This is a genomic window from Bradyrhizobium sp. SZCCHNR1098, from assembly GCF_032489375.1.
Taxonomy (GTDB): Bacteria; Pseudomonadota; Alphaproteobacteria; order Rhizobiales; family Xanthobacteraceae; genus Bradyrhizobium.
On record NZ_JAUEXY010000013.1, the window covers coordinates 147,475 to 172,312 of the forward strand.

The window sequence follows — 24,838 nt, forward strand, 5'->3', positions numbered from 1 at the left end:
AGCGGAGCGTAATCCGCCGCTTCTTCTCCGCGGAGGGACGGCGGATTACGCCTTCGGCTAATCCGCCCTACGCCTGCTGCCAAGTCAGGCTAGACAAGCCCCCCGCCGTTGGGGCGCCCAGCTTTGCTGGCAGGCGGGCCTATCGAGGTGGATGTCTCTTGAAGGACAAACCAGTCACCGCCGACGAGCTATTAAAGCGATTGCATGCCGACCCCGCGTGGCTGGCCGCAGAGCGGGAGCGCGAGCGCATGTTCGCGGAGAAGCGGGCACAGAATGCGCTAGCGGAAGCACCATTGGTGGCCGATCTCAGATCGGCCGGCATCCCGGTCTCGTCGATCTGGGACCTCGTCAACGATCGGCGGCGTTGGCCGCGGTCCTTTCCGATCCTGCTTGCCCATCTGGACCGTCCCTATCCCGACGCGATCCGCGACGGTATTGCCCGCGCGCTTGCCGATCCGGAGTTGCGTTTCGCCTGGCACATCCTCGCCGATCACTACTTGAAGGCCGCGCGAGGAAGCCGGACAGAACAGGGGCTTGCTGTCGCCCTTGCGAACAGCGCCGACGATGAAGTGATGCCGGAGCTGATCGCGCTTGTTCGCGATTCGAGCCTCGGCGATTGCAGGGGCCTCTTGCTCGATGCGCTGACGCGCTCACGTCTGTCGCTCGTCGATGATGCCCTGCAAGAGTTTCTACACGTGCCGACCTTGGCCAAGGAGGCGACGCGGATACTCAAGGTGAGAACGAGCCGCAGAGCGCGTTAGTAGGCACGGCCGCTGCGGGAAGCCTCTATTCGTAGATTTTGCCGCGATCAGCATCTTTGCCACGGTCTTCCAACTCGGGGAATTCGGCGGGGTGACCCGACGGGCAAATCAATTCGTCTTTACAGAATCGAGTCAAGTCGTTCCGATAAACATAAATCGCTTGGATGCTCCCCCAAATCAGCATTACAGTCCGCCCATCCCGTTGCACGGTAGGGGACGGTTCGCGGTCGTCACGGACGTTGGCAGCGGGGAGCGGTGGACGCGCGGCGGCGGCGTGTGATGAGCACGGACGAACGCTTGCCTCGCGGACGGTGAAGGCGTGTGGTTCTGATACTCCGACGCTAGTATCAACGTTGCGACAAAGCTTCGCTTTGCGCAGCGGATGGTGGCCAGAAAGCCCGGCGCACCAGGGAGAGCACGTTATAGCCTGTTAAAACCATCGCGCGGGGAGGGCCGGGTGTGTTCGGCCAGACCTGTGGTACCTGCCGCCTGCATTTTTTTCGCAGGCGGGCCACGGGCGCGGCCAGCGCCCGGCCTTCCCTGCGCCCTCCACTTTCGAGGGCGAGAATTTCGGGCATAGCTCGGGCGCGGAATGCGCCGCGAGGCGGTGGGTGCTCGTTTCCTGTTCAGCCCGATGCTGTTTGAGATTGTGGATCAGATGATGATGCGGCTTGCGTGCGCTAGCGCTCCGGCGGAGCAGGGGCGTGTGTTGTCATCTTGTGTGAGTCAGGCGAGGTCTTGCCGCGAGGACGGTGAGCTCCCCTCCCCGCAAGGGGGAGGGGAGTGGACTGCCGGTGCGGCGGATGATGTGACCGGCCTCGGGCGTCACGACCAATGAAAAAAGCCGCGCAGGGCGCGGCTTTTCGGAATTGATGCGGAGGCCGTTGGGCGAGCCGCTCAGCCCGCCGCCGCGCCGATCGACACCTTCAGCGTGCCGACGCCGTCGACGCCGCATTCGATCTTGTCGCCGGGGACGATGGCGGCGACGCCCGCGGGCGTGCCGGTCATGATGATGTCGCCGGCGGCGAGCTCGACCTGCTGGGAGAGCTTCCAGATGATCTCCGGCACGTTCCAGATCAGCTCGGAGAGGTCGCCCTTCTGCTTCTCGGTGCCGTTGACCGACAGCCAAATCTTGCCCGTCGACGGGTGGCCGATCTTGGCTGCGGGCTGGATGGCCGAGCAGGGCGCGGAGTGGTCGAACGACTTGCCGACCTCCCAGGGGCGCTGCATCTTGCGGGAGGCGAGCTGCAGGTCGCGGCGGGTGAGGTCGATGCCGACGGCGTAGCCGTAGACGTGGTCGAGCGCCTTGTCGGTGGGGATGTTGAGGCCGCCGCTCTTCAGCGCGACCACCAGCTCGACCTCGTGATGCATGTCCTTGGTCAACGGCGGGTAGGGGATCACGGCGCCGTCCGGCTCCAGCATGTCGGCATGCTTGGCGAAGAAGAACGGCGGATCGCGCTCGTCATTGCCCATCTCGCGGATGTGCTCGAGATAGTTGCGGCCGACGCACCAGATGCGGCGAACGGGAAAGACGCCGGCTTCGCCCACCACGGGCAGCGACGGTTGCGGCAGGGCCGGGATGACGGTGGAGGCGCTCATGAAACGATCTCGGGTGCGGTGAAATGGGCGGGTCAGGAGGTGGCGGTCATGGGGATCACATTCGGCCCCATGTCGCGCTGTTGCAGGCGGAAGAACGAAGCATAGCGGCCGCCACGGCGCAACAGATCGTCATGCCGGCCGCGCTCGACGATCTCGCCGGCCTCGACCACCAGGATGGCGTCGGCGTTCATGATGGTGTGCAGGCGATGCGCGATGACGAGGGTGGTGCGGTTCTGGCAGAGATGCTCGATGGCCTCCTGCACCTGCCGCTCCGACTCGGAGTCCAGCGCCGCGGTAGCCTCGTCGAGCAGGATGATCGGCGCGTTGCGGATCAGCGCGCGGGCGACCGCGATGCGCTGGCGCTGGCCTCCGGAGAGCTGGGTGCCGTGCTCGCCGACCGGCGTGTCGTAGCCGAGCGGGAAGCTCATGATGAAGTCGTGCGCGCAGGCGGCCTTCGCTGCCTCGATGATCTCGGCCTCGGTCGCGCCCGGCTTGCCGAAGGCGATGTTGGCGCGGATCGAGTCGCGGAACAGGTAGACGTCCTGGCCGACATAGGCGGTCTGCTCGCGCAGGGAGCGGCGCGACACGTTCGAGATCGACTGGCCGTCGATCAGGATGTCGCCCGAGGTCGCCTCGTAGAAGCGCAACAGCAGCGCCAGCACCGTCGACTTGCCGCCGCCGGACGGGCCGACCAGCGCGGTGACCTTGCCGGGCTCGGCGACGAAACTCATGCGGTTGAGCACCGGCTCGTTGTCGCGATAGGCGAAGCTGACGTCGCGCAGCTCGATCCTGGCCTGCGTCAGCTTCAGCGCCGGCTTGTCGTCGTCAGGCTGCTCGCTGGCGGGGCTGTCGACCACTTCGAGCAGCATGCGCGCGCCGACGAGCTGGCTGTTGAGATCGATGTTGAGCCGCGCCAGCCGCTTGGCCGGCTCGGTCGCCATCAGGAAGGCGGTCATGAAGGAGAAGAACTGGCCGGGCGTGGCGTTGAGCGCGACCACGGCATAGCCGCCATACATCAAACAGCCGGCGACCGCGAAGCCGCCCAGCATCTCCATCAGCGGGTTGGAACGGTTGGAGACGCGGGCCATCTTGTTGGCGTTGCGCTCGACCACCGCGATGTTCTCGTCGATGCGGGCGCGCATCGCGTCCTCGAGCGTGAACGCTTTCACGGTGCGGATGCCCTGCAGCGATTCCTGCATCGTCTCGAGGATGTCCGCATTGCCGGTGAACTGGCTGTGCGCGAGGCCCTTAATGCGCTTCACCAGCTTGCGCAACACCAGCATGGCCGGCGGCACGACGACCAGGCCGAGCAGCGACATCCAGGGATCCTGCGCGACCATCACGGCGATCATGCTGATGAGCAGCAGCAGGTCGCGGCCGATCGCGTTGATCAGCATGGTCAGGACGTCGGTGATCGACTTGGCACCGGCGGTGAGGCGCGCGAGGAACTCGGACGAGTGACGCTCGGAGAAGAAGCTGATGCTCTCGCTCATCAGCTTGGCGAACAGCTGGCGCTGGTTGTTGGCGAGGATGGCGTTGGAGATTTTCGACAGGATGACGGCGTAGCCGTAGGTCGAGACGCCCTTGACGAACAAGAGGAGCACGGTGACGCCGGAGAGCACCGCGATGCCGGGGATGCTCTTGTCGACATAGGCCTTGTTGATGACCTGGCCGAGGATGTAGGCGGCGCCGGCGCTGGCGCCGGCCGAGACCGCCATCAGCGCGAAAGCGGTGAGATAGCGACGCCAGTAGAGGATGCCCTGTTCCATCACGAGGCGGCGGATCAGGATCGCGGCGCCATAGGGATCGTCGGTGATCTTCTTCGGAAATTCGGCCATTCTGGTCCCTGGCCGCCGGGACAAATCGCCGGGCGGACAGCAGTGCTTGCCCGCTCGGGGCGGCTTTTTCAAGCCCCCCGGCGTCCGGCTAAGTCGTTGATTCTAGGCCGAGGCCCGCTGCAGCGTGCCGCTGTGGCGTTCCAGGAACAGTTTCTCCTCCCAGGCCAGGGCGTGGGCGGCGATTGTTTCCAGATCGTCATAGGTCGGGGTCCAGTCGAGCAGCGCCTTCAAACGGCTGGTGTCGGCGACCATGCTCATGATGTCGCCGGGGCGGCGCGGCGCGTATTGGACGGGAATGGCGCGACCGGAGACGCGCCGGACGGCCTCGATGGTCTCGAGCACGGAATAGCCGCGGCCGTACCCACAATTCAGCGTGACCGAGCCGCCGCCGGTGCGCAAATAGGCCAGCGCGGCGCGGTGCACCTGGACGAGATCGCAGACATGGATGAAATCGCGGATGCAGGTGCCGTCGGGGGTCGGATAGTCGGTGCCGAAGACGTCGATCTTGGCGCGCTGGCCGGTCGCGACCTCCATCGCGATCTTCATCAGATGCGTCGCGCCGACCGTGGCAAGCCCGCTGCGTCCGAACGGATCGGCGCCGGCGACATTGAAGTAGCGCAGCACCACGTAGTTGAGGTCATAGGCTGAGGCGACGTCATGCAGGATGATCTCGGCCATCAGCTTCGAGGTGCCGTAGGGCGAGGTCGGACGGGTCGGCGCGCTCTCGGGCACCGGCACCTCGTCCGGATTGCCGTAGACGGCCGCGGTCGAGGAGAACACGAAGCGGCTGACGCCGCGCTTGACCGCCGCATTCAACAGGCTGCGCGTGGTCATCGTGTTGTTGCGGTAGTACAGCAGCGGATCGCGCACCGATTCCGGCACCACGACCGAGCCCGCCAAATGGATGATGCTGTCGACGCCGTGCTGGCTGATGACGCCATCCACGAGATTTTCATCGCCGGCATCGCCGATGAACAGCGGCACGCCGTCCGGGACGAATGCCGAAAAGCCGGTCGAGAGGTTGTCGATCACCACGACGCTTTCGCCGGCTTCCGCCAGCGCCAGCACCATGTGGCTGCCGATATAGCCGGCGCCGCCGGTCACGAGCACGGTCATTGTTTGACGCGATCCCTGTTTGTTTCCGGCAAACTAACGCCGGCGAAGTGAAGGACCTCTTGCGTGCATAGCGAACTGGCGGCGATGCTTAATGTTGCGTATAGGGAACCGCTGCAATTGGAGTGAGTGGTGCAAGCCGAGCGTGTTTCTGCCGCCGATCTCGACGTGATCGTGCCCAACCTGCACCGGCGCTATTCCGGCGTGACGGCGACCAACCGGATGGTGGCGCCGAAGCTGGCGCAGCGCGTGCGCGCCGCCTGGCTCGGCTCCTACGCGCCGGATGGGATTGCGCGGATCGGTGCGAGCGGTCTCTTCAAGCTGTGGGGTCGGCGGCGGCCGCTGATCTGGCACGCGCGCCGCAACAACGAGATGATCGTCGGCGTGATCATGCGCGCGCTCGGCTGGCCGTTCAAGCTGGTGTTCACCTCGGCCGCGCAGCGCCATCACAGCTGGATCACGCGCTGGCTGATCCGCCGCATGGACGCGATCATCGCCACCAGCGACATCTCGGCGTCGTATCTGAAGCGCGCCGCGACGGTGGTGACGCATGGCGTCGACACCGAGATCTATACGCCGCCAGCGGATCGCGCCGCGGCCTTCGCCGAGAGCGGACTGCCGGGAAAACATGCCATCGGCTGCTTCGGCCGCGTCCGTGCGCAGAAGGGCAGCGATGTGTTCGTCGCCGCGATGTGCCGGCTGCTGCCGCGTTTTCCGGATTTTTCCGCCGTGCTGGTCGGCGCCGTGACGCCCGAGCAGATGCCGTTCGCGAGCGAGCTGAAGAAGCAGATCGCCGCCGCGGGCCTGGAGCAGCGCATCGTCATCACCGGCGAGCTCGACATCGCCGACGTGCAGCGCTGGTACCAGCGTCTCACGATCTACGCCTTCACCTCGCGCAACGAAGGCTTTGGTCTCACGCTGATCGAGGCGATGGCGGCAGGAGCGGCGCTGGTCGCGGCGCGCGCCGGGGCGGCGGAGATCGTGGTCGAGGACGGCATCACCGGCGTGCTGGTGCCGCCGGGCGACGTCGATGCGCTGGTCGCTGCGCTCGAACCGTTGATGCGTGATCCGGATGCGGCGCGGGCGATGGGCGAGCGGGCGCGGCAGCGCGTGGTGGAGAGGTTCAGCCTCGAGGCCGAGGCCGACAAGATCGCCGCCGTTTATCGGCGACTGGTCTGAGCGATGATGTCGGCGACGAACGCATCGAGATCGCCGCCGGCGAACAGGAAGCCGGGCAGGCCGGCCGCCTCGGCGGCGGCGATGTCCGAGGTGCGGTCGCCAATCACGAAGCTGCCCTCGCGCCTGATGGGCCAGTGCTGCATCAGGTCGAGGATCATGCCGGGCGCCGGCTTGCGCCAGGGATGCTCGCGCAGATAGCGCTCGACCGAGCCTTCGGTGTGGTAGGGGCAATAGCGGATGTCGTCGATCACAGCCCCCTGCGCCGCGAGCTCCGCCCGCATCCAGTCGTGCAGACCCATGACGTCGTCTTCGCTGAACAGACCGCGGGCAACCCCGGATTGGTTGGTGAAGAGGAAGACGTGATAGCCGGAGTCATTGAGGCGCCGGATCGCGTGGGCCACATTCGGCATCCAACGGATGCGCTCGCGCGAGCCGATGTAGTTGTCGTCGTGATTGATGACGCCGTCGCGGTCGAGAAACGCCGCCGGCTTGAGCTGAGCAGTCGTCATCTAGCCCTCGTCCTGCATCAGCGCCGCTTCGATCACCTCGCAGATGCCGTGCGCCGTCGCGAGGTGGATCTGCTGGATCAGCGGCGTGTCGTCGCTCGGCGCCACCAGCATCTCGTCGCACGATTCGCCCATCGCGAGGCCTTTGGCGCCGGTGAAGCCGACCGTGACCAGCCCGCGCTCGCGCGCCTTGCGCAGCGCATTGAGGATGCTCGGCGAGCGGCCGGAGGTCGAGATCGCCAGCAGCACGTCACCCGGTGTACCGAGCCCTTCGACCTGGCGGGCGAAGACATGATCGAAGCCGTAGTCGTTGCCGATCGCGGTCAGCGCCGAGGTGTCGGTGGTCAGCGCGATGGCGGCATAGGCCGGCCGCTCCTGCTTGTAGCGGCCGACGATCTCGGCCGCGATATGCTGGGCGTCCGCCGCGCTTCCGCCATTGCCGACGATGAGCAGCTTGTGGCCGCCGCGCAGCGCCGCGATGATCCTCGCCGCGATCCGTCGGGCGCTGGCGAGCATCGCGGCATCGTCGGCGGCGCGCTCCATGGCGGCGCGGGAGCGGGCGAGATGGTTGGCGATCGGGTCGGGGGCGCGGGTCACGTGGCGGCTCGGGTTACGTCAGGGCCGGTGTATGGGGCGCGGTGTCGCTTCGCAAGCTAGTGCACGACCGGTATGGCCGCGTCAGCAAGGATCCGCTGGGCGATGGTGGCAACATCGGTCGCCGGAATGTCGCGCATGCAGCGGTGGTCGTTCATCCGGCAGATCGGGCGGTGGCAGGGCTGGCAGGGGACCTGTGTCCTGGTCTGGACCGTCGCCGCAAGACCGTTCAGCGGCGCCCAATGGTAGGGGCTGGTCGGACCGAAGATACCCATGGTCGGCGTCCCCAGCGCCGCGGCGATGTGCATGAGCCCCGAATCATTGGAGATGGCGACGCCGGCCGCGGCCATGGCCAGGATACCGTTGCGCAAGTCGGTTCCAGTGAGGTCGCGGACGTCCGGGCCGCCGGCGGCGACGATCTCGGCGGCCAGCGCCTTCTCGCCGGGGCCGCCGACCACCCAGACGTCGAGGCCGGCATTGCGCAACAGCCGGGCCGCCTCGCCGTAATAGGGCCAGCGCTTGGCGGCACCCACCGACCCCGGTGCCAGCGCCACGGCCGGGCGGTTTCCCAGGTCATTGGCCTCGCGCCAGCGCGCGACGTCCTCCGGCGGCACCCGCAGCTGCGGGACCGGCCATTCCGGCGGCAGCGGCGCCCCGTCGGGCAGCGCCAGCGCGGCATTCTTGTCGATGAAGCGGGGCAGCGCCTTCTCGCCCCAGCGCCAGCGGTTGAGCAGGCCGAAGCGGACCTCGCCGACGAAGCCCACCCGCTCGGGGATGCCGGCCAGCGCCGGTGCCAGCGCCGATTTCCAGGTTCGCGGCATCACCAGGGCGGTCCGATAGCGACGTTCGCGCAACATCGCGGCGAGCTGCCATTGCCGGCCGAGCGCCAGCCGGCTGCGCGGCAGATCCCAGACGATGCCAGAGCGGACCCCGGGCATGTAATTCACCAGCGGCGCGCACAGCGAGGTCACCAGCAGGTCGACCGGCCGGTTCGGCCAGCGCTCCTTGAGCACCCGCACGACGGTGTGGCCGCGCACGAAATCGCCGATCCACATATAGGGAATGATCAGGATCGGGCTGGTGTCCGCCGCGTCCACCTCGACCTTGGTCGAATTCGAATTCATTCTTTGTCTGCCTGGCTTTGGCGCGCTGGTAGCCGCTCGGCCGCCGCAGGTAAAGTGGCCCGAGCGAGCCGACACCAAAGCGCTTACACTTTGCCGTCGCATGCGCTACGCGAGGGCGGGGTTTTCGGGATCAGGACGGGTTGCTGAATGTTGCTGGTGACCGGCGGCGCCGGGTTTATCGGATCGAATCTGGTTGCAGCGTTGAACGACGCGGGACGCACGGATGTCGTCGTCTGCGACACGCTCGGCAGCGAGGGCAAGTGGCGCAACCTCGCCAAGCGGCAGCTGGCGGACGTCGTGCCGCCATCCGATCTGGGCGAATGGCTAAGGGGCCGTCGGCTTGACGCCGTCCTGCACATGGGAGCCATTTCCGCCACGACGGTCACCGACGGCGACCTCGTGATGGAGCAAAATTTCCGGAGTTCGCTGCGCCTGCTCGACTGGTGCACCGAAAGTTCCACGCCGTTCATCTACGCCTCGTCGGCGGCGACCTATGGCGACGGCGCGCAGGGCTTCGTGGATGATCCGTCGCTCGCGGCGCTGAAGACGTTGCGGCCGATGAATCTCTATGGCTGGAGCAAGCATCTGTTCGACATGGCGGTCGCTGCGCGCGCCGAGCGCGGCGAAAGGTTGCCGCCACAATATGCCGGGCTGAAGTTCTTCAACGTGTTCGGTCCCAACGAATACCACAAGGGATCGATGATGAGCGTGCTGACCCGCCGCTTCGACGACATCAAGGCCGGGCACACCCTGCAACTGTTCAAGTCGCACCGTGAAGGCATCGCCGATGGCGACCAGCGCCGCGACTTCATCTACGTCGACGACGTCGTCCGCGTGATGCTGTGGCTGTTGGCCTCTCCCTCCGTCTCGGGCCTGTTCAACGTCGGCACGGGACAGGCGCGCAGCTTCAAGGACATGATGCTGGCGGCCTATGCCACGCTCGGTGCGACGCCCCGGATCGAGTACATCGACATGCCCGAAGCGATTCGCGGCAGCTACCAGTATTTCACCCAGAGCAAGGTCGACCGGCTGTTGGCCGCCGGCTACAACGGCGGCTTCACGTCGCTCGAGGACGCGGTCGCTGGCTATGTCCGAGACTATCTCGATTCTACCGACCGCTTCCGCTAGACGATCTGGTTCTGACCACTCACCGAGACTGCCGCTGATGTTCGACTTTGACGATCTCTCGCAAGCGATCGCCCGCCAGACGGTGCTGTGCATCGGCGACCTCATGCTGGATGAGTTCGTCTATGGCGAGGTGTCGCGGATTTCCCCCGAAGCGCCGGCGCCTGTCATCGCGGTTCAGCGCGGCGAGATCAACATCGGCGGCGCCGGCAACGTCGCGCGCAACATCGCCGCGCTCGGCGCCCGCTGCATCTTCGTCGGCCTCGTCGGGCAGGATGCGGCCGGCGACCAGCTGGAGGCCGAGCTCGCCAAGGAGGGCGGCATCGAGAGCGTGCTTGTGCGCGATCCCTCGCGGCCGACGACGCGCAAGGTGCGTTTCGTCTCCGAGCATTTCTCCACCCACATGCTGCGCGCCGACTGGGAGCGCGCCTCACCGGCGATCGGCGAGGTCGAGCAGAAGCTGATCGAGGCCATCCTGCCGCTGATTGCGCGGGCCGACATCGTGCTGCTGTCGGACTACGCCAAGGGCGTGCTCACCGCGCGCGTCCTGCGCAACGTGATCGACGCGACCCGCAAGGCCGGCAAGCGCGTGATCGTCGATCCCAAGAGCGCAAATCTCGCGATCTATCGCGGCGCGAGCGTGCTGACGCCGAACCGCAAGGAGTTTTCGGAAGCGACCCGCAGCCGGGCCGAAACCGGGCACGAGATCGCCGCAGCCGCGCAGGATGCGATCTATCTCGCCGACTGCGAGGCAATTCTGGTGACGCAGAGCGAGCGCGGCATGACGCTGGTACCGCGCGAGGGCGATCCGATTCACGTGCCGGCCTATCCCGTGAAGGTACGCGACGTCTCCGGCGCCGGCGACACGGTTGTTGCCGTGCTTGCCGCGACGCTCGCGGCCGGCGCCGCCTGGGCGGATGCGTTGCGGATGGCGAGCGCCGCTGCGGCGGTGGCCGTCAGCAAGCACGGCACCGCCAGCGTGACATCGGCCGAACTGCGCCGAAAGATCCTGCCGCATGCCTATCGTGCCGCTGAGGAAAAGATCATCGAGAGCGATGACGAACTCGCCGCCCGTGTCGAGGGGTGGCGGGGAGAGGGCCTGCGCGTCGGCTTTACCAATGGCTGCTTCGACATTCTGCATCCCGGCCACGTCAAGGTGCTGACCGCGGCGCGCGCCGCCTGCGACCGTCTCGTGGTCGGGCTGAACAGCGATGCCTCGGTCAGGCGGCTGAAGGGCGAGAGCCGCCCCGTTCAGGACGAGCGCGCGCGCGCCGAGGTCCTGGCCGCGCTCGAGGCGGTTGATGTCGTCGCCATCTTCGCGGAGGACACGCCGCTCCGCTTGATCGAGCTGGTCCGGCCAAGCGTGCTAGTCAAGGGCGGCGACTATACGCGCGAACAGGTGGTAGGGCACGAGGTCGTCGAAGCCGCCGGCGGCGAGGTGATTCTGGTCGACATCCTGAAAGGGCACAGCACGACCGCGCTGGTCGATCGCGCCCGGAGCGAGGCGCAATGAGCGCGCTCGCAGGTCATCCCGGCCCAGCGCTGCTGGCGCGCCGCTGGCGCGATCCGGCGGCGTGGCGGACGACGGTCGATGTCGTGGCGATTCTGCTGGCGGCGTCGCTGCCGTGGTCGACGTCGCTGGTGTCGATCCTGGGCGTGGTCATGCTGATCACGATGCTGCCGTTTCTCGACGTCGAGCGTCTGCTGCAGGTCCTGAAGCGGCCGATCTCGCTGGCGCCGATCGCGCTCTTCCTGTTGGCGCTGATCGGAACGCTGTGGTCGGACGTGGCGTGGGGCGCACGGCTCTACGCGGTGGGACCGGCGGCGAAGCTTCTGGTGCTGCCCGCGCTGCTCTACCATTTCCAGCGGTCGGAGCGCGGGCTGTGGGTCTTCGCCGCGTTTCTCGCCTCCTGCGTGCTGATGGTCGTGGTGTCGACCGCGGTCGCGTTCAATCCTGCGCTCGCGCTCAAGGCCAATGCCGATCGCGGCATCTTCGTGAAGAACTACATCGACCAGGGCCAGGAGTTCTCGCTCTGCGCCGTGGCGCTGGCCTATCCGATCGCCCAGTTGCTGCGCGCCCGCCGCTTCCTTCCGGCCGGCCTGCTCACCGCGATCATGATCGCGTTCCTCGCCAACATGATTTTCATCGTTGTCTCGCGCACCGCGCTGGTGACGATCCCGATCCTGCTTGCGGTGTTCGGGCTGATCCACTTGAAATGGCGCGCCAACCTGCTGATCGCGGCCGGTGCCCTTGCGCTGGGTCTCGCTGCATGGACCGTGTCCCCGCAATTGCAGGGCAAGGTGGCGACGTTCACGAGCCAATATCAGGACTACAGGAACGATCGCGCCGTCACGTCGATCGGCGAGCGGCTCGAATTCTGGCGCAAGTCGTTGCGGTTCCTGGCCGACGCGCCGCTGATCGGACACGGCTCGGGCTCGACGCGTCACTTGTTCGAGCTGGCCGCGAGCGGGTCGCGCGACCTCTCCTCGAGCCAGGTCGTCGGCAATCCGCACAATCAGACGCTCTACGTCGCGGTCCAATGGGGAGCGTTCGGGATCGTCATTCTCTACGCGATGTGGGCCGTGCACCTCCTGCTGTTCCGCGGTGACGGGCTGGCGCCCTGGATCGGACTTCTCGTGGTCGTGCAGAACATCTTCACCTCGCTGTTTAATTCCCACATCTTCGATTTCCACGAAGGGTGGATGTATGTCATCGGCGTCGGCGTGGCCGGCGGCATGGTGCTACGATCGAGGATAGAGCCCGATGCGGAGCCCGTCACAGCATGACGCGCCTCTCGCAACTCACCTCCCGGAACCTGCTGATCGCCGCGCATGACCTCCTGGTCAGCGTCGTCGCGCTGTTCGCGGCGTTCTATATCCGCTTCGAAGGCGCCAGCACCTTCTGGGAGCGGGTGCCGCTGCTCTTGCAGATCCTGCCGTACTTCATCGCCTTCAGCTTCGTCGTCTTCTACTTCTCGAACCTTCTGACGACGAAGTGGCGGTTCATCTCGCTGCCGGACGCGCTGAACATCGTCCGCGTCGCGACCGTGCTGACGCTGGCGCTGCTGGTTCTCGACTACATCATCGTCGCGCCGAACGTCCGCGGCACCTTCTTCTTCGGCAAGCTCACGATCATTCTCTATTGGTTCCTGGAGATCTTTGCGCTGAGCGCGCTGCGTTTCGCCTATCGCTACTTCCGCTACACGCGGGTGCGACGGCACGCGCGGTCCGAGGACGCGGCCCCTGCGCTCCTGATCGGCCGAGCGGCCGACGCCGAGGTCGTGCTGCGCGGCATCGAGAGCGGCGCGGTCAAGCGCATCTGGCCGATCGGCATTCTCTCGCCATCGGCCGCCGACCGGGGGCAGTTGATCCGCGGCGTGCCGGTGCTGGGCGGGATCGATGATGTCGAGGACGTCGCCGCCGACTTTGCCCGTCGCGATCGGCCGATCGCGCGCGCCCTGATGATGCCGACCGCGTTCGATCCGGACTGTCATCCGGAGACCTTCCTGATGCGGGCGCGCCGGTTGCGCCTGATCGTGAGCCGCCTGCCGTCGCTGGAGAGTGGCGATGCGCCAAGGCTCGCGCCGGTCGCGGTCGAGGACCTCTTGCTGCGGCCGAGCGAGAAGATCGATTACGGCCGGCTGGAAGCGCTGGTGCGTGGCAAAACCGTCGTGGTGACCGGCGGCGGCGGCTCGATCGGCGCCGAGATCTGTCAGCGCGTGGTTGCGTTCGGGGCGGCGCGGCTGCTCATTCTGGAGAATTCCGAGCCGGCGCTCTATGCGATCACCGAGGCGCTCGCGGCCGATCCCGAGGCGAACGTCGCCGTCGAGGGGCGCATCGCCGACATCCGCGATCGCGACCGGGTGTTCGCGCTGATCGGCGAGTTCAAGCCGGATCTGGTCTTCCACGCGGCGGCGCTGAAACACGTGCCGATCCTCGAGCGCGACTGGAGCGAGGGCGTCAAGACCAACATCTTCGGCTCCATCAACGTGGCCGATGCCGCGGTGGCCTCAGGCGCCGAGGCCATGGTGATGATCTCGACCGACAAGGCGATCGAGCCGGTGTCGATGCTCGGCCTCACCAAGCGCTTCGCCGAAATGTACTGCCAGGCGCTGGATCGCCAGCTCGCCGACCGGCCGACGGGACGGCCGCCGATGCGGCTGATCTCGGTGCGATTCGGCAACGTGCTGGCGTCCAACGGCTCGGTGGTGCCGAAGTTCAAGGCGCAGATCGAGGCGGGCGGCCCCGTCACGGTGACGCACCCGGACATGGTGCGCTACTTCATGACGATCCGCGAGGCCTGCGATCTCGTGATCACGGCGGCTTCGCATGCGCTGGCGCCGCAGCGCCCGGATGTCTCGGTCTATGTGTTGAACATGGGCCAGCCCGTCCGCATCGTCGATCTGGCCGAGCGCATGATTCGCCTGTCCGGCCTGCAGCCCGGCTACGACGTCGAGATCGTGTTCACGGGCATCCGGCCCGGCGAGCGCCTGAACGAGATCCTGTTCGCGAGCGAGGAGCCGCCGGTCGAGATCGGCGTCGCCGGCGTCATGGCGGCCACCCCGAACGAGCCTCCGATGCAGACGCTGAAGGCATGGATTGCTGCGCTCGATCAGGCGATCGCGCGCAATGATCCGGTGACGATCAAGTCGGTGCTGAAGGATGCGGTGCCGGAATTCGGCTCGAGCGCGGCCTGAGTCTTCAATGGCGCCGCCGCGAGAAGCGGCTCAGCACCCAGGTGACGGCGCCGAGACCGAAGACGAGCAGGATGGCGTCGGCCGTCATGGAACGCTGCGCGACCGAGATGACTGCGAGCGTCGCAAGCACGACATTGAGGATGAACACCTCGCTGACGACGCGCGAGACGGTGAAGCCGTTATCGGTGGCCTGTTGATAGAAATGCGTGCGGTGCGCCGCCCAGAATGGCTCGCGCCGTGCCATCCGCCGCAACAGGGTGAAAGTGGCATCGATCAGATAATAGAGCGGCAGCAGGAGCGCCGCCGCGACGTAGCCCTGCCAGGCAAGATGGAGCAGGCCCCAGCCGAGCAGCAGCCCGATCGGCAGGCTGCCGACATCACCGAGAAAGACTTTTGCGACGGGACGGTTGAAGGGCGCAAAGCCGAGCATGGCGCCACCCAGCGCCGCAGCGATGGCGGTCGCCGGCCAGGGCAGTTCACCGGAGAGGCCAAACAGGGCGAGAGTCACCGTGATCGGCACGGCCTCGGCCACGGTCATCAGGTCGAGCCCGTCCATGAAGTTGACGAGGTTGACGAACCACAGGCCGGCGATCAGCAGCAGCGTGCGCTCGACCAGCAGTGGCATCGGAAACAGCTTGAGGTCAGCCGGTGCCGTGAACAGGATTAGGCCGACGGCGATCCCCTGCAGGATGAACCGCGGCAGCACCGGGATCGGCCGGATGTCGTCGACCAGGCCGACCAGCGCCAGCATCGGTGCCGCGATGAACAGCATGAGCAGCGGTGCAAAGCCCGTCACGGATGCAAAGGCGCCGCCGACCACAAGCGTTGCGCCGACGACGGCAATGCCGGCACCCTGGGGCGTCGGGATCTTGTGTGAGGAGCGCGCGTTGGGCCGCGCCAGCGCGTAGCGCTGCAGCACCGGGCGCAGCAGCACGATCAGCACACCGCACATTGCGGCCGCGAGCACGGCAATGGTGACGAGAATTGCGGCTGGATGGACGATCATCCGCGCGCGTCCGGCGCCGAGGTGAGGCGGTCATAGAGCGCGACCACCGAGCGGCCGATGATCCTGGCCGAGAGCTTGTCCTCGACCAGTTGACGGGCCGCCGCGCCATAGCCGGCGCGCAGCTCGGGCGAGGTCGCCAGCTGCGCCATGGCCTGCGCCAGCGCGGGCGCGTCCTCGACCGGCACGGAGAGGCCGGTCTGGCCGTGGATCGCGATCTCGCGGCAGCCGGGTGCATTGGTGGAGATCAGCGGCCGGGCGCAGGCGGCGGCCTCCAGCAGGCTGACCGGAAGTCCTTCGCGATGCGACGGCAGCACGGCGACGTGGCAGCGGCGCCAGAGCTCGGTGATGTCCTTGATCTGGCCGAGCAGGGTGATGCCCGGTTCCTTCCGCCAGGCCTCGACCTCCTCGGCCGAGACCGAGGCCGGATTGGCCGGATCAGGCGAGCCGGCGATCAGCAACTGGACGTCGCGGCCCTGCTGGCGCAGCATGCGGTGCGCAGCGACCAGGGCGCGGACGCCCTTGTCGGTCAGCAGCCTTCCTGCGAAGCCGAAGGTGATCGGTCCGTCCGGCTCCGGCAGCGGCTGGAAGCGATCGGTGTCGACGCCCGAGCCCGGGATCAGCGTGATCTTGTCGCCCCGGACGCCCATGGCTTGAAGCGCGTCGCGATCATCCGGATTCTGCACCAGCACGCAGCTCGGTACCCGGTTCATCAGCCGCGGCAGCAGCCACAGCAGGCCCTGCTTGAGCAGACGCGAGCGCCAGCTCGCCGACGTGAACACATAGCCGAGGCCGGTCATGGCGTTGACGACCGGAGTGGTGCGTCCGAGCGCGGCGAGCGATCCGAGCACGCTCGATTGCAACCCGGAATGATGCACCACGTCGGGGCTGATCGCAGCCTCGACGGCGCGGATCGCGCGGATCGTGGGCAGGGCTGATGACGGCGACAGCCCGCCGCGCTGGAATGGGACCGGATGCAGCATGAAGCGCTCGGCGGTGATCGCGGCGGCGCCGGCATTGACATTGGTCGCGACATGCACCTCGTAGCCGGCGTCGCGCGCTGCGCGCGCCATCGGCAGGCGATGCATCAGGAAGGCGTAATCCTCGTTGGCCACGTAGAGCAGGCGGCGCGGCGAAGGGAAGCGGGGCGAGGGCATCAAACTCACGGTCTCGGGCGGTCTCGGCGCCGTATAGGCCAAGACCGGCCCCGGCGCGAGCCGTTATCTGTCCTGTGACGGGCGGAAAAACGCCTGCCGGGCACCCTTCGACCCTGAACGGCGGAGACGACGCCTCGAATGCCGCCGGTCCTCAGACCAGATGGAAGCTCGACAGGTGAGACAGCAGCTCGGCCGTCGACACGTGCTGAATCGTGATGGTGTCCAGTACCGCATCGGTGATGACGGCGTTGCCCGCGGCGTCGTCGTGGATGGCGGCCTGCAATGCGGACGGGTCTGCGAAGATGCTCTGGCTGAACGCGATCTTGTCGGTGCCGACCGCAAAGTCGGAAATGCTCACCTGACCGAAGTGCTCGGCGAACACGAAGGTGTCGTGACCCTGCAGCGACACCGATTGGGATGCCGTGCCGCCTGCTGACGCTGCCACGCCCGAGATCAAAGTGCCGGAGATCAAAGTGCCATCCTGGCCGTCAGTGGCGAAGTGGAAGTTGTCCTGCGACAGCGGGCCGACGAAATGCAGCGACGCGCTGTTCGCCCCATCGCTCAGCGACAGCATTCCGCTCGTCTCGTCGAAATGCATCTGAAGCGACGTGAATGCGATGCTCTTGAGATCGATCTGAGCGGCCGTGCCGCCGAATCCAATGAGGTTGCCGCTGAAGTCGGTCGACACCTTCAGGCTGTAGTTGGCTTCAGGCGTTGCCGATTGTGGGCTTGCTATCAGCGGACTACCGGAGGAGGGGATACCGATCGTGCCATCGCCGTTGAAGTCCTGATGGAATACCGTTTCGAGGTTCTCAGCTGTCGTACTGGTCCCTGATATCCACCCGCTGAGGTTAGCCGTGTAGTTGCCGTCGCTATCAGCGGTTGTGAAGGTGAATTGGCCCGTGGTCGGATCCTTCCAAGCAATGTCGTAGCCGGATCCTATCTGAATAGCGCCGATCGGAATAGTGTTGCCCAGCTGGCCCATGATCACCGGCGCGCCACTGATCTTAATCGTTGGGCCGGATCCGCCAGTATACAGGCCATAGCTATTGTCGATCTGGACCAAGCTGGTCGATCCATCGGTCTGAATGACGATTGGCGCTGACATACCGATCACACCGTCCCCATTAAAGTCCTGGTGAAAGGTCGTTTCGAACGTCTTCGCTGTCGCACTCGTTCCGGAAACCCATCCGCTAAGGTTGGATGTGTAGTTGCCGTTGCTGTCGGCAGCGGTGAACGTGAACTGGCCGGTGGTCGGATCCTTCCAGGCAATATCGTAACCGGATCCGACTAGAATGGCGCCGATCGGAGTTGTGTTGCCGAGTTGGCCGACGACTACAGGCGTGCCGCCGATCTTGATTGTCGGGCCAGAGCCGGAGGTATAGAGTCCGTAGCTGTTGCCGATCTGGACCAAGCTGGTCGATCCGTCGACCTGGATGACCGTAATCATCGGTCCGATCGTGCCGTCGCCGTTGAAATCTTGACCGAAGATGACTTCTTCCGATTCCGCCGTCGCGCTAGCTCCGGACACCCATCCGCTGAGGTTGGACGTGTAGTTGCCGTTACTGTCAGCGGCAGTGAAGGTGAACTGACCGGTGCTCGAATCTTTCCAAACGATGTTGTAGCCGGACGGCGTTTGAATCGCTCCGATCGGGGCGGCATTTCCCAATTGACCAACAACGACGGGAGCGCCGCCAATCTTGATCGCTGGGCCGGAGCCGTTCACATACATGAAATATTCATCGGCAATCTCGAGCAGATTCGTGTTGCCGTTGGCGTGGACAAGCGACGCTGTGACCCCGACGGTCCCGTCGCGGTTGAAGTCCTGGCCGAAGGTCGTTTCCTGCAGTTCAGAAGTTAGACTATTGCCTGAGACCACGCCGCAAATGTTCGACGTATAGTTCCCGTTGTGGTCGGCGGTCGTGAAGGTAAGCTGATTAGCGCCTGCAACCTGCCAGGCGATATTGTATCCGGAGCTCGTCTGAACAGCGCCTATCGGAGCGACGTTGCCGAACTCTCCGACCGTGACCGGTGTGCCCCCGTACTTCATTTCAGGGCCGGTTCCGGTCGCCCTGTTGATGAGATAATAGCGGCCTCCCAACAACGTCAGGCTGGTATCTCCGTTCGTCTGGATTACCGTACCGGACGAGCCGCTTACGTGGAAGCCGAGCGCGTCCATCTGCTTGAGATCCACGGCCGTCAACGTCTGCAGCGTGCTGTAGGTGTAGAATTCGTTGAACGGATCGTTGCCGCCCTGCACGCCGCTGTTCAGGAAGTCGCTGGGGTCCGAGGACTGGCCGTAATCCGCGAGCTTCGTATAGCCGCCGTCGAGGGAGAAATAGGCGGTCCCCGCCGTCGCGCCGCCGGTCATCAGCCGGACGCCCGGGCTGGAGAAGCGGAACAGATCGAACACGTCCGGCTGCGGCCCGTAGGGCACGCGGCCGAACGCGTGTGTCAATTCGTGCAGCGCCACGCCGACCAGCAGGTTTGAGTTGATGTCGGTCGCGAAGGTCGCGCTGCCGTCGTCGGTGGTCGCATCGTTGGCACCGAGGCCGCCCCACAGCTTCAGCTGCGAATTCCACACCGCGACGTAGGACTGTCCCTGGATGCTGGATCCCGCCGGCAAGGCATTGAAGGTGGTATCGCCTGGGCTGGCATAGTTGATCAGGTTGGACCTGACGGAGGAGTAGCTCATCCACTGACCGCCGTCAGGACCGGCCGCCGCGCCGCCGCCGACGCCGCTATAGTCGATCTTGATATTGACGGTGATGCGATCCGAGATCATCGAGGTGAGGATCGCGGCGGCCTGCTGAATGCCGGCGCGAAAGCTCGCAGGCGCATTCATCGCCGCCGTGTCGAACAGCAGGTTGATCGTCAGTCCGCCGGCGCTCACCGCGGTGACGGCGCCGATACCCGCGAAATCGCCTTGCGCGAGCAGGGATTCGACGGCTTCTTCGGGAAGCTCGACGGGGTTGGACGGAGGAGGGCCGACCCCCTCGTCGATCGGGTCGGTGTTAGGGGAGCCCTGTAACAACGCTGGCATTGCCTCAGTCCCTGCCGTTCGGATCGACGGAGCACGGATCGCAAATGTCGAGTCTCGCTCGAGGCGATTCGCGACCGTGCCGACGTTACCTATCAGGCTGATCGTCTTGCCCGAAGGTTAATGGGCGTTGCGAGAGTGCGGAAAACGACGGGTGGCGACTGATGTGGGCGTCGATCGAACGGGCTTCGGTCGCGCGTTCATCCGAGCAATTCCGGAAGCCGATCGAGAAAATCCGGCACTGGTAATGCAGCACCAAAGTTATAGGGATTGCCGCTGAGTGCGGCGCGATAGCGATCGAGCAGGGGCCCTCCTGCGCGCAACGACCGGCCTGGTTCGTCCAGGCAGTCGAGCTTGTAGCGAACCGCTGCGGCGATGTCCTGCGCGGTATTCGGATGGATATCGAAACCGTGACGCGCCAGCACGGCTGTGTCGATCAGCAGCGCCTGCAAGGGCTGACGATAGGTCTCACGTAGCGACAGATAGCGCCGCGTACGGCGGTCGTAGACCGGGCGCACGGTGAAGTCGGTGTGCTCATGCCAGAACTGGCAGTCGTTGGAGATGCAGTTGACCAGCAGCATCGGCGTTCCCAGTGCCTGCACGGCCGTGGTCAGGCCCGATGTCGTGCCGACGAACAGACGAGCGGCGGCGCAGAGATAGACGTCCATCTCCGCCGATTTGATGTCGCTGTGCGCGTAGTCGAACACGCCGGCCATGCCGCGCAGCGGCGTCATGCTGCGATCGCCGAGCCTGACCACGGCGCCGCCGCGTGCGGTGATCGCGGCGATGGCATCGAGGTAGTCGCCGACATTGGCGGAGCGATGCTGCCGCGTGGTGCCGGGCCCGTCGCCGTGATAGCCGCCCTCGCGGATGTGCATCGCGACGAACCAGTCGGCGGTGACACCCGCGGCGCGCAGCCTGGCAGCCCCGGTTTCCATCAGCTCCGATGGGACCTTCACGATCGGCCGGCGCTGCTGTTCGGCCCAGGCGACCTGCGCACGCGACGCCGCGTGGGCCCATGGCTCGGCCAGGCCGTCCTTGCCCCGGACGGCGATGAACTGGTCGCCGACCAAACGCTGATACGGCAGCAGATCGTCGACGAGAGCGGGGTCTTCGACGATCGTGACATGCGGCGCGAACAGCCTGAGGAACGGCTGGTTGACCACCTTGCTTGGCGGGGCAAGCAGCACGTAGTTGGCGCGCGGCAGCATGCCGAGCGCGGCCATGCGCAAATGACAGTCGATGAAGCCGATGTGGCCGATCAGCGTCACCCATTCGTAGCCGAGCAGCCGGACCGGAAGCGCGGGATCGAAGATGTTGCTGGTGGAGGCGATGCGCTGGATCAGCGCGTCGGGAATCGACCATTTGGCCGCCAAGGCGTCCTGATGGTCGAGCGCGGCCTGATAGCAGCGGAACGTGTCCTCGTAACGGCCCTGGTGATAGAAGTTCTCGCCGAGCTGGATCAGATTGTCGTAGATCAGGAGCTCGCCGGCATGCTCCAGCTCCCAGGCGCTCGGCGTGTAGGTCGATGGATCATAGCCGCCGGCATAGTTCTGGTGCGCCATCACCGAGCGGGGATCGCGTGCGACTGACGCCTTGAAGCACGCGGCGGCCTGGACGTGGTCGCCCGCCAGGGCATGGACGGCACCGAGCTTGCGCAACGCGTTGCCGTCGCCCGAAGCCGCAGCCGCTGTCAGGAAATGCGCCGCGACCGGCAGATTGCCGCGATACATGTGAGCGACGCCGACCGCGAAATTGATGGCGAAGCTGTCGATCGTCTCGGCCCGTGGCACCTCGCGCACGATCCGGTCATAGGCGCTGCACAGCGCCAGGGTGGTGAAATAGGCCTGCGCGCCCACACCGGCCCGCGCGCGCACGTTGCTGCGGAAGATCAGGTTCAAGATCCGCACTGCACGCAGCGCGCTCGGCTTGCGGCTCGCGGCGAGATGAACCTGCGCCGCCGCGGCCAGCGTGGTCGAGGTCGTCAGCGCCAGAACCGGGCCGATGAACGTGCCTCGTTCGAGCTGCTTGTTCATCAGCCGCAGCAATCTCGCGCCGGCCGGTGCAACGACCAGCCTGCTGTCGACGATGTCAGCGGCGCGGGTGGTCAGCGGCAGCAATTGCCGGCGCCGCGCGCTCAGGAACGCATAGAGACGGAACGCCGATGCCGTCAGCCACGTCCGCGGCGACCAGCGGCTTCGTGGCGCCTGCAAGGGCGGTGCGGCGGGCACGCTGGGAGTCGGAGGGGACGTCAGCTGCCGCTTGCCAAAGCGATGACGCAGAGAACCGAAGGGGGCGCGCTTCGTCATGGCGCGCGGTACGCTGGCGTTGCGGAGATGATCTGACGTCGCGCCCCGTGCTGGGCGAGCAGGCGCGTCAACGACATCGGCCGCGTCCGCAGCGTGATCCAGGCCAGCGCAGCCAAATGGCCCAAGCGTCCTAAGCTCAACATCAATCCAAGCACGTACGTGTCGAATGCATTGCCGTCGATCAATGCGGATACGCGCGCGGCCCTGGCCGCCGGGGGCGTATCGCCGTCCAGCACCATCCGCGCCGCGCCGAAGCGATTGCGCCGCGCGAAGACCTCCTCATACCCTTCCGGGAACAGCTTGCTCTGAGCAATCAGTGCGCCGATGTCGGCCAGCCTGGCGTTGAGCACCGCCGGATCGGTTGCCGTCGCCGTCGAATAGTTCTGGCCGTGGATGCGCCAGTAGCCGAGCGCCTCGGCGACGAAGTAGCAGCCATAGGTCAAGGCCAGCCGCCGGGCGAGAAAGGCATCGGAGAACGAGCCGAGCTTGACGTCGAACCCGCCGAGCGCCTGCAAGGCCGTGCGGCGATAGAGCGAGGTCGTGCCGGAGAAGTAGTTGTCGCCCTGCCGCAGGATTCGGCGGACGTCCGCGGGCGCCAGCGTCGCCGATGACGACGCGGGCAGCATCATCGGCCGCAGCATCCGTCTTGCGGACGGCCCCTGAGGGCCGATGATCTCGCAGCAGGCGAAGACGAGACCGGCTTCGGGATGGTTGGCCGCCTGCGCCATCGCCTTTTCGAGATAGGCCGGATGCAGCGCGTCGTCGGCGCCGAGAAAGCCGATCCATTCGGTGTCCGCGATCGCCAGCGCCTCGTTCTGACCACGCACGACGCCCTGGTTGGCGTCGTGGCGGATCAGCCGCCAGCTCGGCCGGTCCGCTACGAAGCGTGAAATGACCGCGATGCTGTCATCCGTCGAGCAGTCGTCGATGATGATGACGCGGTCTGGGGCTCGGGTTTGGTTCGCGATGCTGCCGAGCGACTCGGGCAGGTAGTGGGCGTGGTTGAAGTTCGGGACGACCAGCGTGACGGTCGGGGAGGCGGCGCGGGCGGTCGTCGTGGTCATGGTTCAGCGAGCTTCCTGCCGCATGCTGTCGAGCCCGGCCGCTCAAACCTTGGGCAGCTCTTTGAGAACATCGTCCAGGGCGCCGAAGGCCCGCACGCGGCCGCCATCGAGATAGAGCCCGAGATTGCAGGTGTCGCGAAGCAGGCCATGATCATGGGTGGCGAGCACGACGATTCCCGAGCGCATCGTGATGTCCTGCAGCCGGCCGTGGGTCTTCTTGCGGAACTGCGCGTCACCGACCGCGATCCACTCGTCCATCAGGATGATGTCGCCGTGAATCGAGGCTGCGATCGAGAACACCAGACGCAGCAGCATACCTGAGGAATAGGTCCTGATCGGCAGCTCCAGATAGTCGCCGAGCTCGGCGAATTCGGCGATCTCCGGCACGCGCTGCTCGATCTCCTCGGGCGAGAGCCCCAGGATCAGGCCGCGAGTCCTGATGTTCTCATACCCCGACGCCTCTTCGTCCATGCCGAGACCGATGTCGAACATCGGAACGTTCCGTCCGACGACCCGCAACGAGCCGCGCGTGGGCTCGTAGATGCCGGCGAGCACGCGGATCAGCGTGGTCTTGCCGGCGCCGTTGTGGCCGATCAGGCCGAGCCGGTCGCCCTGCTTCAGGGTGAAGCTGATGTCGTCGAGCGCCTGGACGAACTGGAACGAGCCGTCGCTCTTCGAGACCCGGCCGCCGACGCGTGAGGCCGCCTTGATGGCCAGATGCCGGAATGATCGTGCGTTCGGCGGCGCGACCGGAAATTCGATACCGATTTGCTTGGCTTCAATGAGAGTCATTCGAGGCGGATCCAGAGCTCCCGGCCATGATATCAGGCCCAATACACGACGCGCGACCGATAGCGCGTGTAGATATAGATCATGGCGGCGGTCAGGACCGCGACCGATCCAATGGCACCGGCCCAGGTCGCAAGGCCGGGAACGTCGCCCATCAGCGGACCGCGCGTGACCGCCAACAGATAGGCGATCGGATTGAGCGTGACGATGAACTCGCCGCCGCGGATGCTCGACGGTTCCCAGATGATCGGAGAGACGAAGAACAAGAGCTGCAGCACAGCCGCCATGACCGGCGGCACGTCGCGATAGCGCACGCAGATCATTGAGACGATCACCGAGGCGCTGACGACGAAGACGTAGACGATCATCAGGCCGAGGATGGCCAGGACCATTCCGAATCCGATCGACCATGGATAGACGAGCCAGATGAACGGGATCACCGCGATGTTGTGCAGGAAGATGATCAGATTGCGCTGAACCATACGCATGACATGGATCAGAATCGGCATGTCGACGGCCTTGATCATGCCGCCTGCATTGATCATCGTGTAACAGGCTTCGCTGAGCGAGGACGAGATGAAGCTCCAGATGGTCATGCTGACCATGAAGTGGGGCAGGTAGGTCTTCATGTCGGCGCCGAGGAAGCGGCCGGCCACCGTGCCCATGATCAGGGCGGTGATCGCGTTGGTGGCCGTGATCCACCACGGGCCCAGCATGGTACGGCGGTATTTCGATCGGATGTCACCGGCAGCGAGCGCGCGCCAGGTGACGTGACGGGTGATGAAAGGTGCGATGTCCTCGCGGCAGCGCGCCCAGGAGATGCGACGCCGATCCGCAACCACGAACCGCTCGACCTGTCCATCGGTCAGGGTGGTCATCCTTGTACCTCGCGTGAGCCGTAAGTATTTGTCTTACCAGCCGAATGCGGTTGGACCCCCGC

At 65.8% G+C, this 24,838-nt stretch carries 19 protein-coding genes; 6 read left to right on the top strand and 13 right to left on the bottom strand.

Annotated elements, in window-relative coordinates; all coding sequences use genetic code 11:
• The first annotated feature begins 158 nt into the window (after positions 1 to 158).
• On the top strand, positions 159 to 761 hold the full coding sequence (locus QX135_RS25535; RefSeq protein WP_316234355.1) for a hypothetical protein: 603 nt from the start codon (positions 159 to 161) through the stop codon (positions 759 to 761).
• Between the two features lie 897 nt (positions 762 to 1,658).
• On the opposite strand, the gene QX135_RS25540 is transcribed toward QX135_RS25535, so the two are convergent.
• The 3 genes from QX135_RS25540 to galE form a co-directional block, all read right to left on the bottom strand.
• Positions 1,659 to 2,360, bottom strand: a complete 702-nt coding sequence (locus tag QX135_RS25540) for a fumarylacetoacetate hydrolase family protein (RefSeq protein ID WP_316234356.1) — start codon at positions 2,358 to 2,360, stop codon at positions 1,659 to 1,661.
• 32 nt (positions 2,361 to 2,392) lie between these two features.
• The gene (locus tag QX135_RS25545) at positions 2,393 to 4,198 is read right to left on the bottom strand and encodes an ABC transporter ATP-binding protein (protein ID WP_315773388.1); all 1,806 of its coding nucleotides are present in this window, start codon (positions 4,196 to 4,198) and stop codon (positions 2,393 to 2,395) included.
• Between the two features lie 102 nt (positions 4,199 to 4,300).
• Entirely contained in the window at positions 4,301 to 5,314 is a 1,014-nt protein-coding gene (galE, locus tag QX135_RS25550) for a UDP-glucose 4-epimerase GalE (protein WP_315773386.1), read from the bottom strand.
• Between the two features lie 129 nt (positions 5,315 to 5,443).
• Between galE and QX135_RS25555 the strand changes: the two genes are divergently transcribed.
• Positions 5,444 to 6,490, top strand: coding sequence for a glycosyltransferase family 4 protein (locus tag QX135_RS25555; protein WP_316234357.1), 1,047 nt, complete (start codon positions 5,444 to 5,446; stop codon positions 6,488 to 6,490).
• Here the strand turns inward: QX135_RS25555 and QX135_RS25560 are convergent.
• The 3 genes from QX135_RS25560 to waaF form a co-directional block, all read right to left on the bottom strand.
• A complete protein-coding gene (locus QX135_RS25560) occupies positions 6,472 to 6,999 on the bottom strand; it encodes an HAD family hydrolase (protein ID WP_315759124.1) in 528 nt (175 codons plus the stop codon). The two genes, QX135_RS25555 and QX135_RS25560, sit on opposite strands and share 19 nt — an antisense overlap.
• Entirely contained in the window at positions 7,000 to 7,539 is a 540-nt protein-coding gene (locus QX135_RS25565; protein WP_409998114.1) for a D-sedoheptulose 7-phosphate isomerase, read from the bottom strand.
• A 110-nt stretch (positions 7,540 to 7,649) separates the two neighbouring features.
• A complete protein-coding gene (gene waaF, locus QX135_RS25570) occupies positions 7,650 to 8,714 on the bottom strand; it encodes a lipopolysaccharide heptosyltransferase II (protein WP_316180331.1) in 1,065 nt (354 codons plus the stop codon).
• 147 nt (positions 8,715 to 8,861) lie between these two features.
• On the opposite strand from waaF, the gene rfaD reads away from it, so the two are divergent.
• Genes rfaD through QX135_RS25590 form a run of 4 tightly spaced genes read left to right on the top strand, consistent with a single transcriptional unit; the run spans position 8,862 to position 14,536 of the window.
• Positions 8,862 to 9,842, top strand: a complete 981-nt coding sequence (gene rfaD, locus QX135_RS25575; RefSeq protein ID WP_315798960.1) for an ADP-glyceromanno-heptose 6-epimerase — start codon at positions 8,862 to 8,864, stop codon at positions 9,840 to 9,842.
• Positions 9,843 to 9,879: 37 nt separating this feature from the next.
• The gene (gene rfaE1 / locus QX135_RS25580) at positions 9,880 to 11,352 is read left to right on the top strand and encodes a D-glycero-beta-D-manno-heptose-7-phosphate kinase (RefSeq protein WP_316180335.1); all 1,473 of its coding nucleotides are present in this window, start codon (positions 9,880 to 9,882) and stop codon (positions 11,350 to 11,352) included.
• On the top strand, positions 11,349 to 12,626 hold the full coding sequence (locus QX135_RS25585) for an O-antigen ligase family protein (RefSeq protein ID WP_315777102.1): 1,278 nt from the start codon (positions 11,349 to 11,351) through the stop codon (positions 12,624 to 12,626). Before rfaE1 ends, QX135_RS25585 begins: the two co-directional genes overlap by 4 nt.
• The gene (locus QX135_RS25590; protein WP_315738933.1) at positions 12,623 to 14,536 is read left to right on the top strand and encodes a nucleoside-diphosphate sugar epimerase/dehydratase; all 1,914 of its coding nucleotides are present in this window, start codon (positions 12,623 to 12,625) and stop codon (positions 14,534 to 14,536) included. Before QX135_RS25585 ends, QX135_RS25590 begins: the two co-directional genes overlap by 4 nt.
• Positions 14,537 to 14,540: 4 nt before the next feature.
• On the opposite strand, the gene QX135_RS25595 is transcribed toward QX135_RS25590, so the two are convergent.
• The 7 genes from QX135_RS25595 to QX135_RS25625 all read right to left on the bottom strand — a co-directional run bounded on the left by QX135_RS25595 (position 14,541) and on the right by QX135_RS25625 (position 24,776).
• Positions 14,541 to 15,542, bottom strand: a complete 1,002-nt coding sequence (locus QX135_RS25595; RefSeq protein WP_316180338.1) for a glycosyl transferase — start codon at positions 15,540 to 15,542, stop codon at positions 14,541 to 14,543.
• Positions 15,539 to 16,696, bottom strand: a complete 1,158-nt coding sequence (locus tag QX135_RS25600; protein ID WP_316180340.1) for a glycosyltransferase family 4 protein — start codon at positions 16,694 to 16,696, stop codon at positions 15,539 to 15,541. Before QX135_RS25600 ends, QX135_RS25595 begins: the two co-directional genes overlap by 4 nt.
• 151 nt (positions 16,697 to 16,847) lie before the next feature.
• Complete coding sequence (locus QX135_RS25605; protein ID WP_316234358.1) at positions 16,848 to 19,739, bottom strand: NF038122 family metalloprotease; 2,892 nt, start codon at positions 19,737 to 19,739, stop codon at positions 16,848 to 16,850.
• Positions 19,740 to 19,936: 197 nt separating this feature from the next.
• A complete protein-coding gene (locus tag QX135_RS25610) occupies positions 19,937 to 22,045 on the bottom strand; it encodes a TIGR04372 family glycosyltransferase (RefSeq protein ID WP_316161988.1) in 2,109 nt (702 codons plus the stop codon).
• Positions 22,042 to 23,109, bottom strand: coding sequence for a glycosyltransferase family A protein (locus QX135_RS25615; RefSeq protein WP_316161986.1), 1,068 nt, complete (start codon positions 23,107 to 23,109; stop codon positions 22,042 to 22,044). The genes QX135_RS25610 and QX135_RS25615 overlap by 4 nt, the downstream gene beginning before the upstream one ends.
• Before the next feature lie 42 nt (positions 23,110 to 23,151).
• Positions 23,152 to 23,901: an ABC transporter ATP-binding protein gene (locus QX135_RS25620; protein ID WP_315738923.1), complete on the bottom strand. Its 750-nt coding sequence runs from the start codon at positions 23,899 to 23,901 to the stop codon at positions 23,152 to 23,154.
• 32 nt (positions 23,902 to 23,933) lie between these two features.
• Entirely contained in the window at positions 23,934 to 24,776 is an 843-nt protein-coding gene (locus QX135_RS25625) for an ABC transporter permease (RefSeq protein WP_315738922.1), read from the bottom strand.
• Between the last annotated feature and the right edge of the window lie 62 nt (positions 24,777 to 24,838).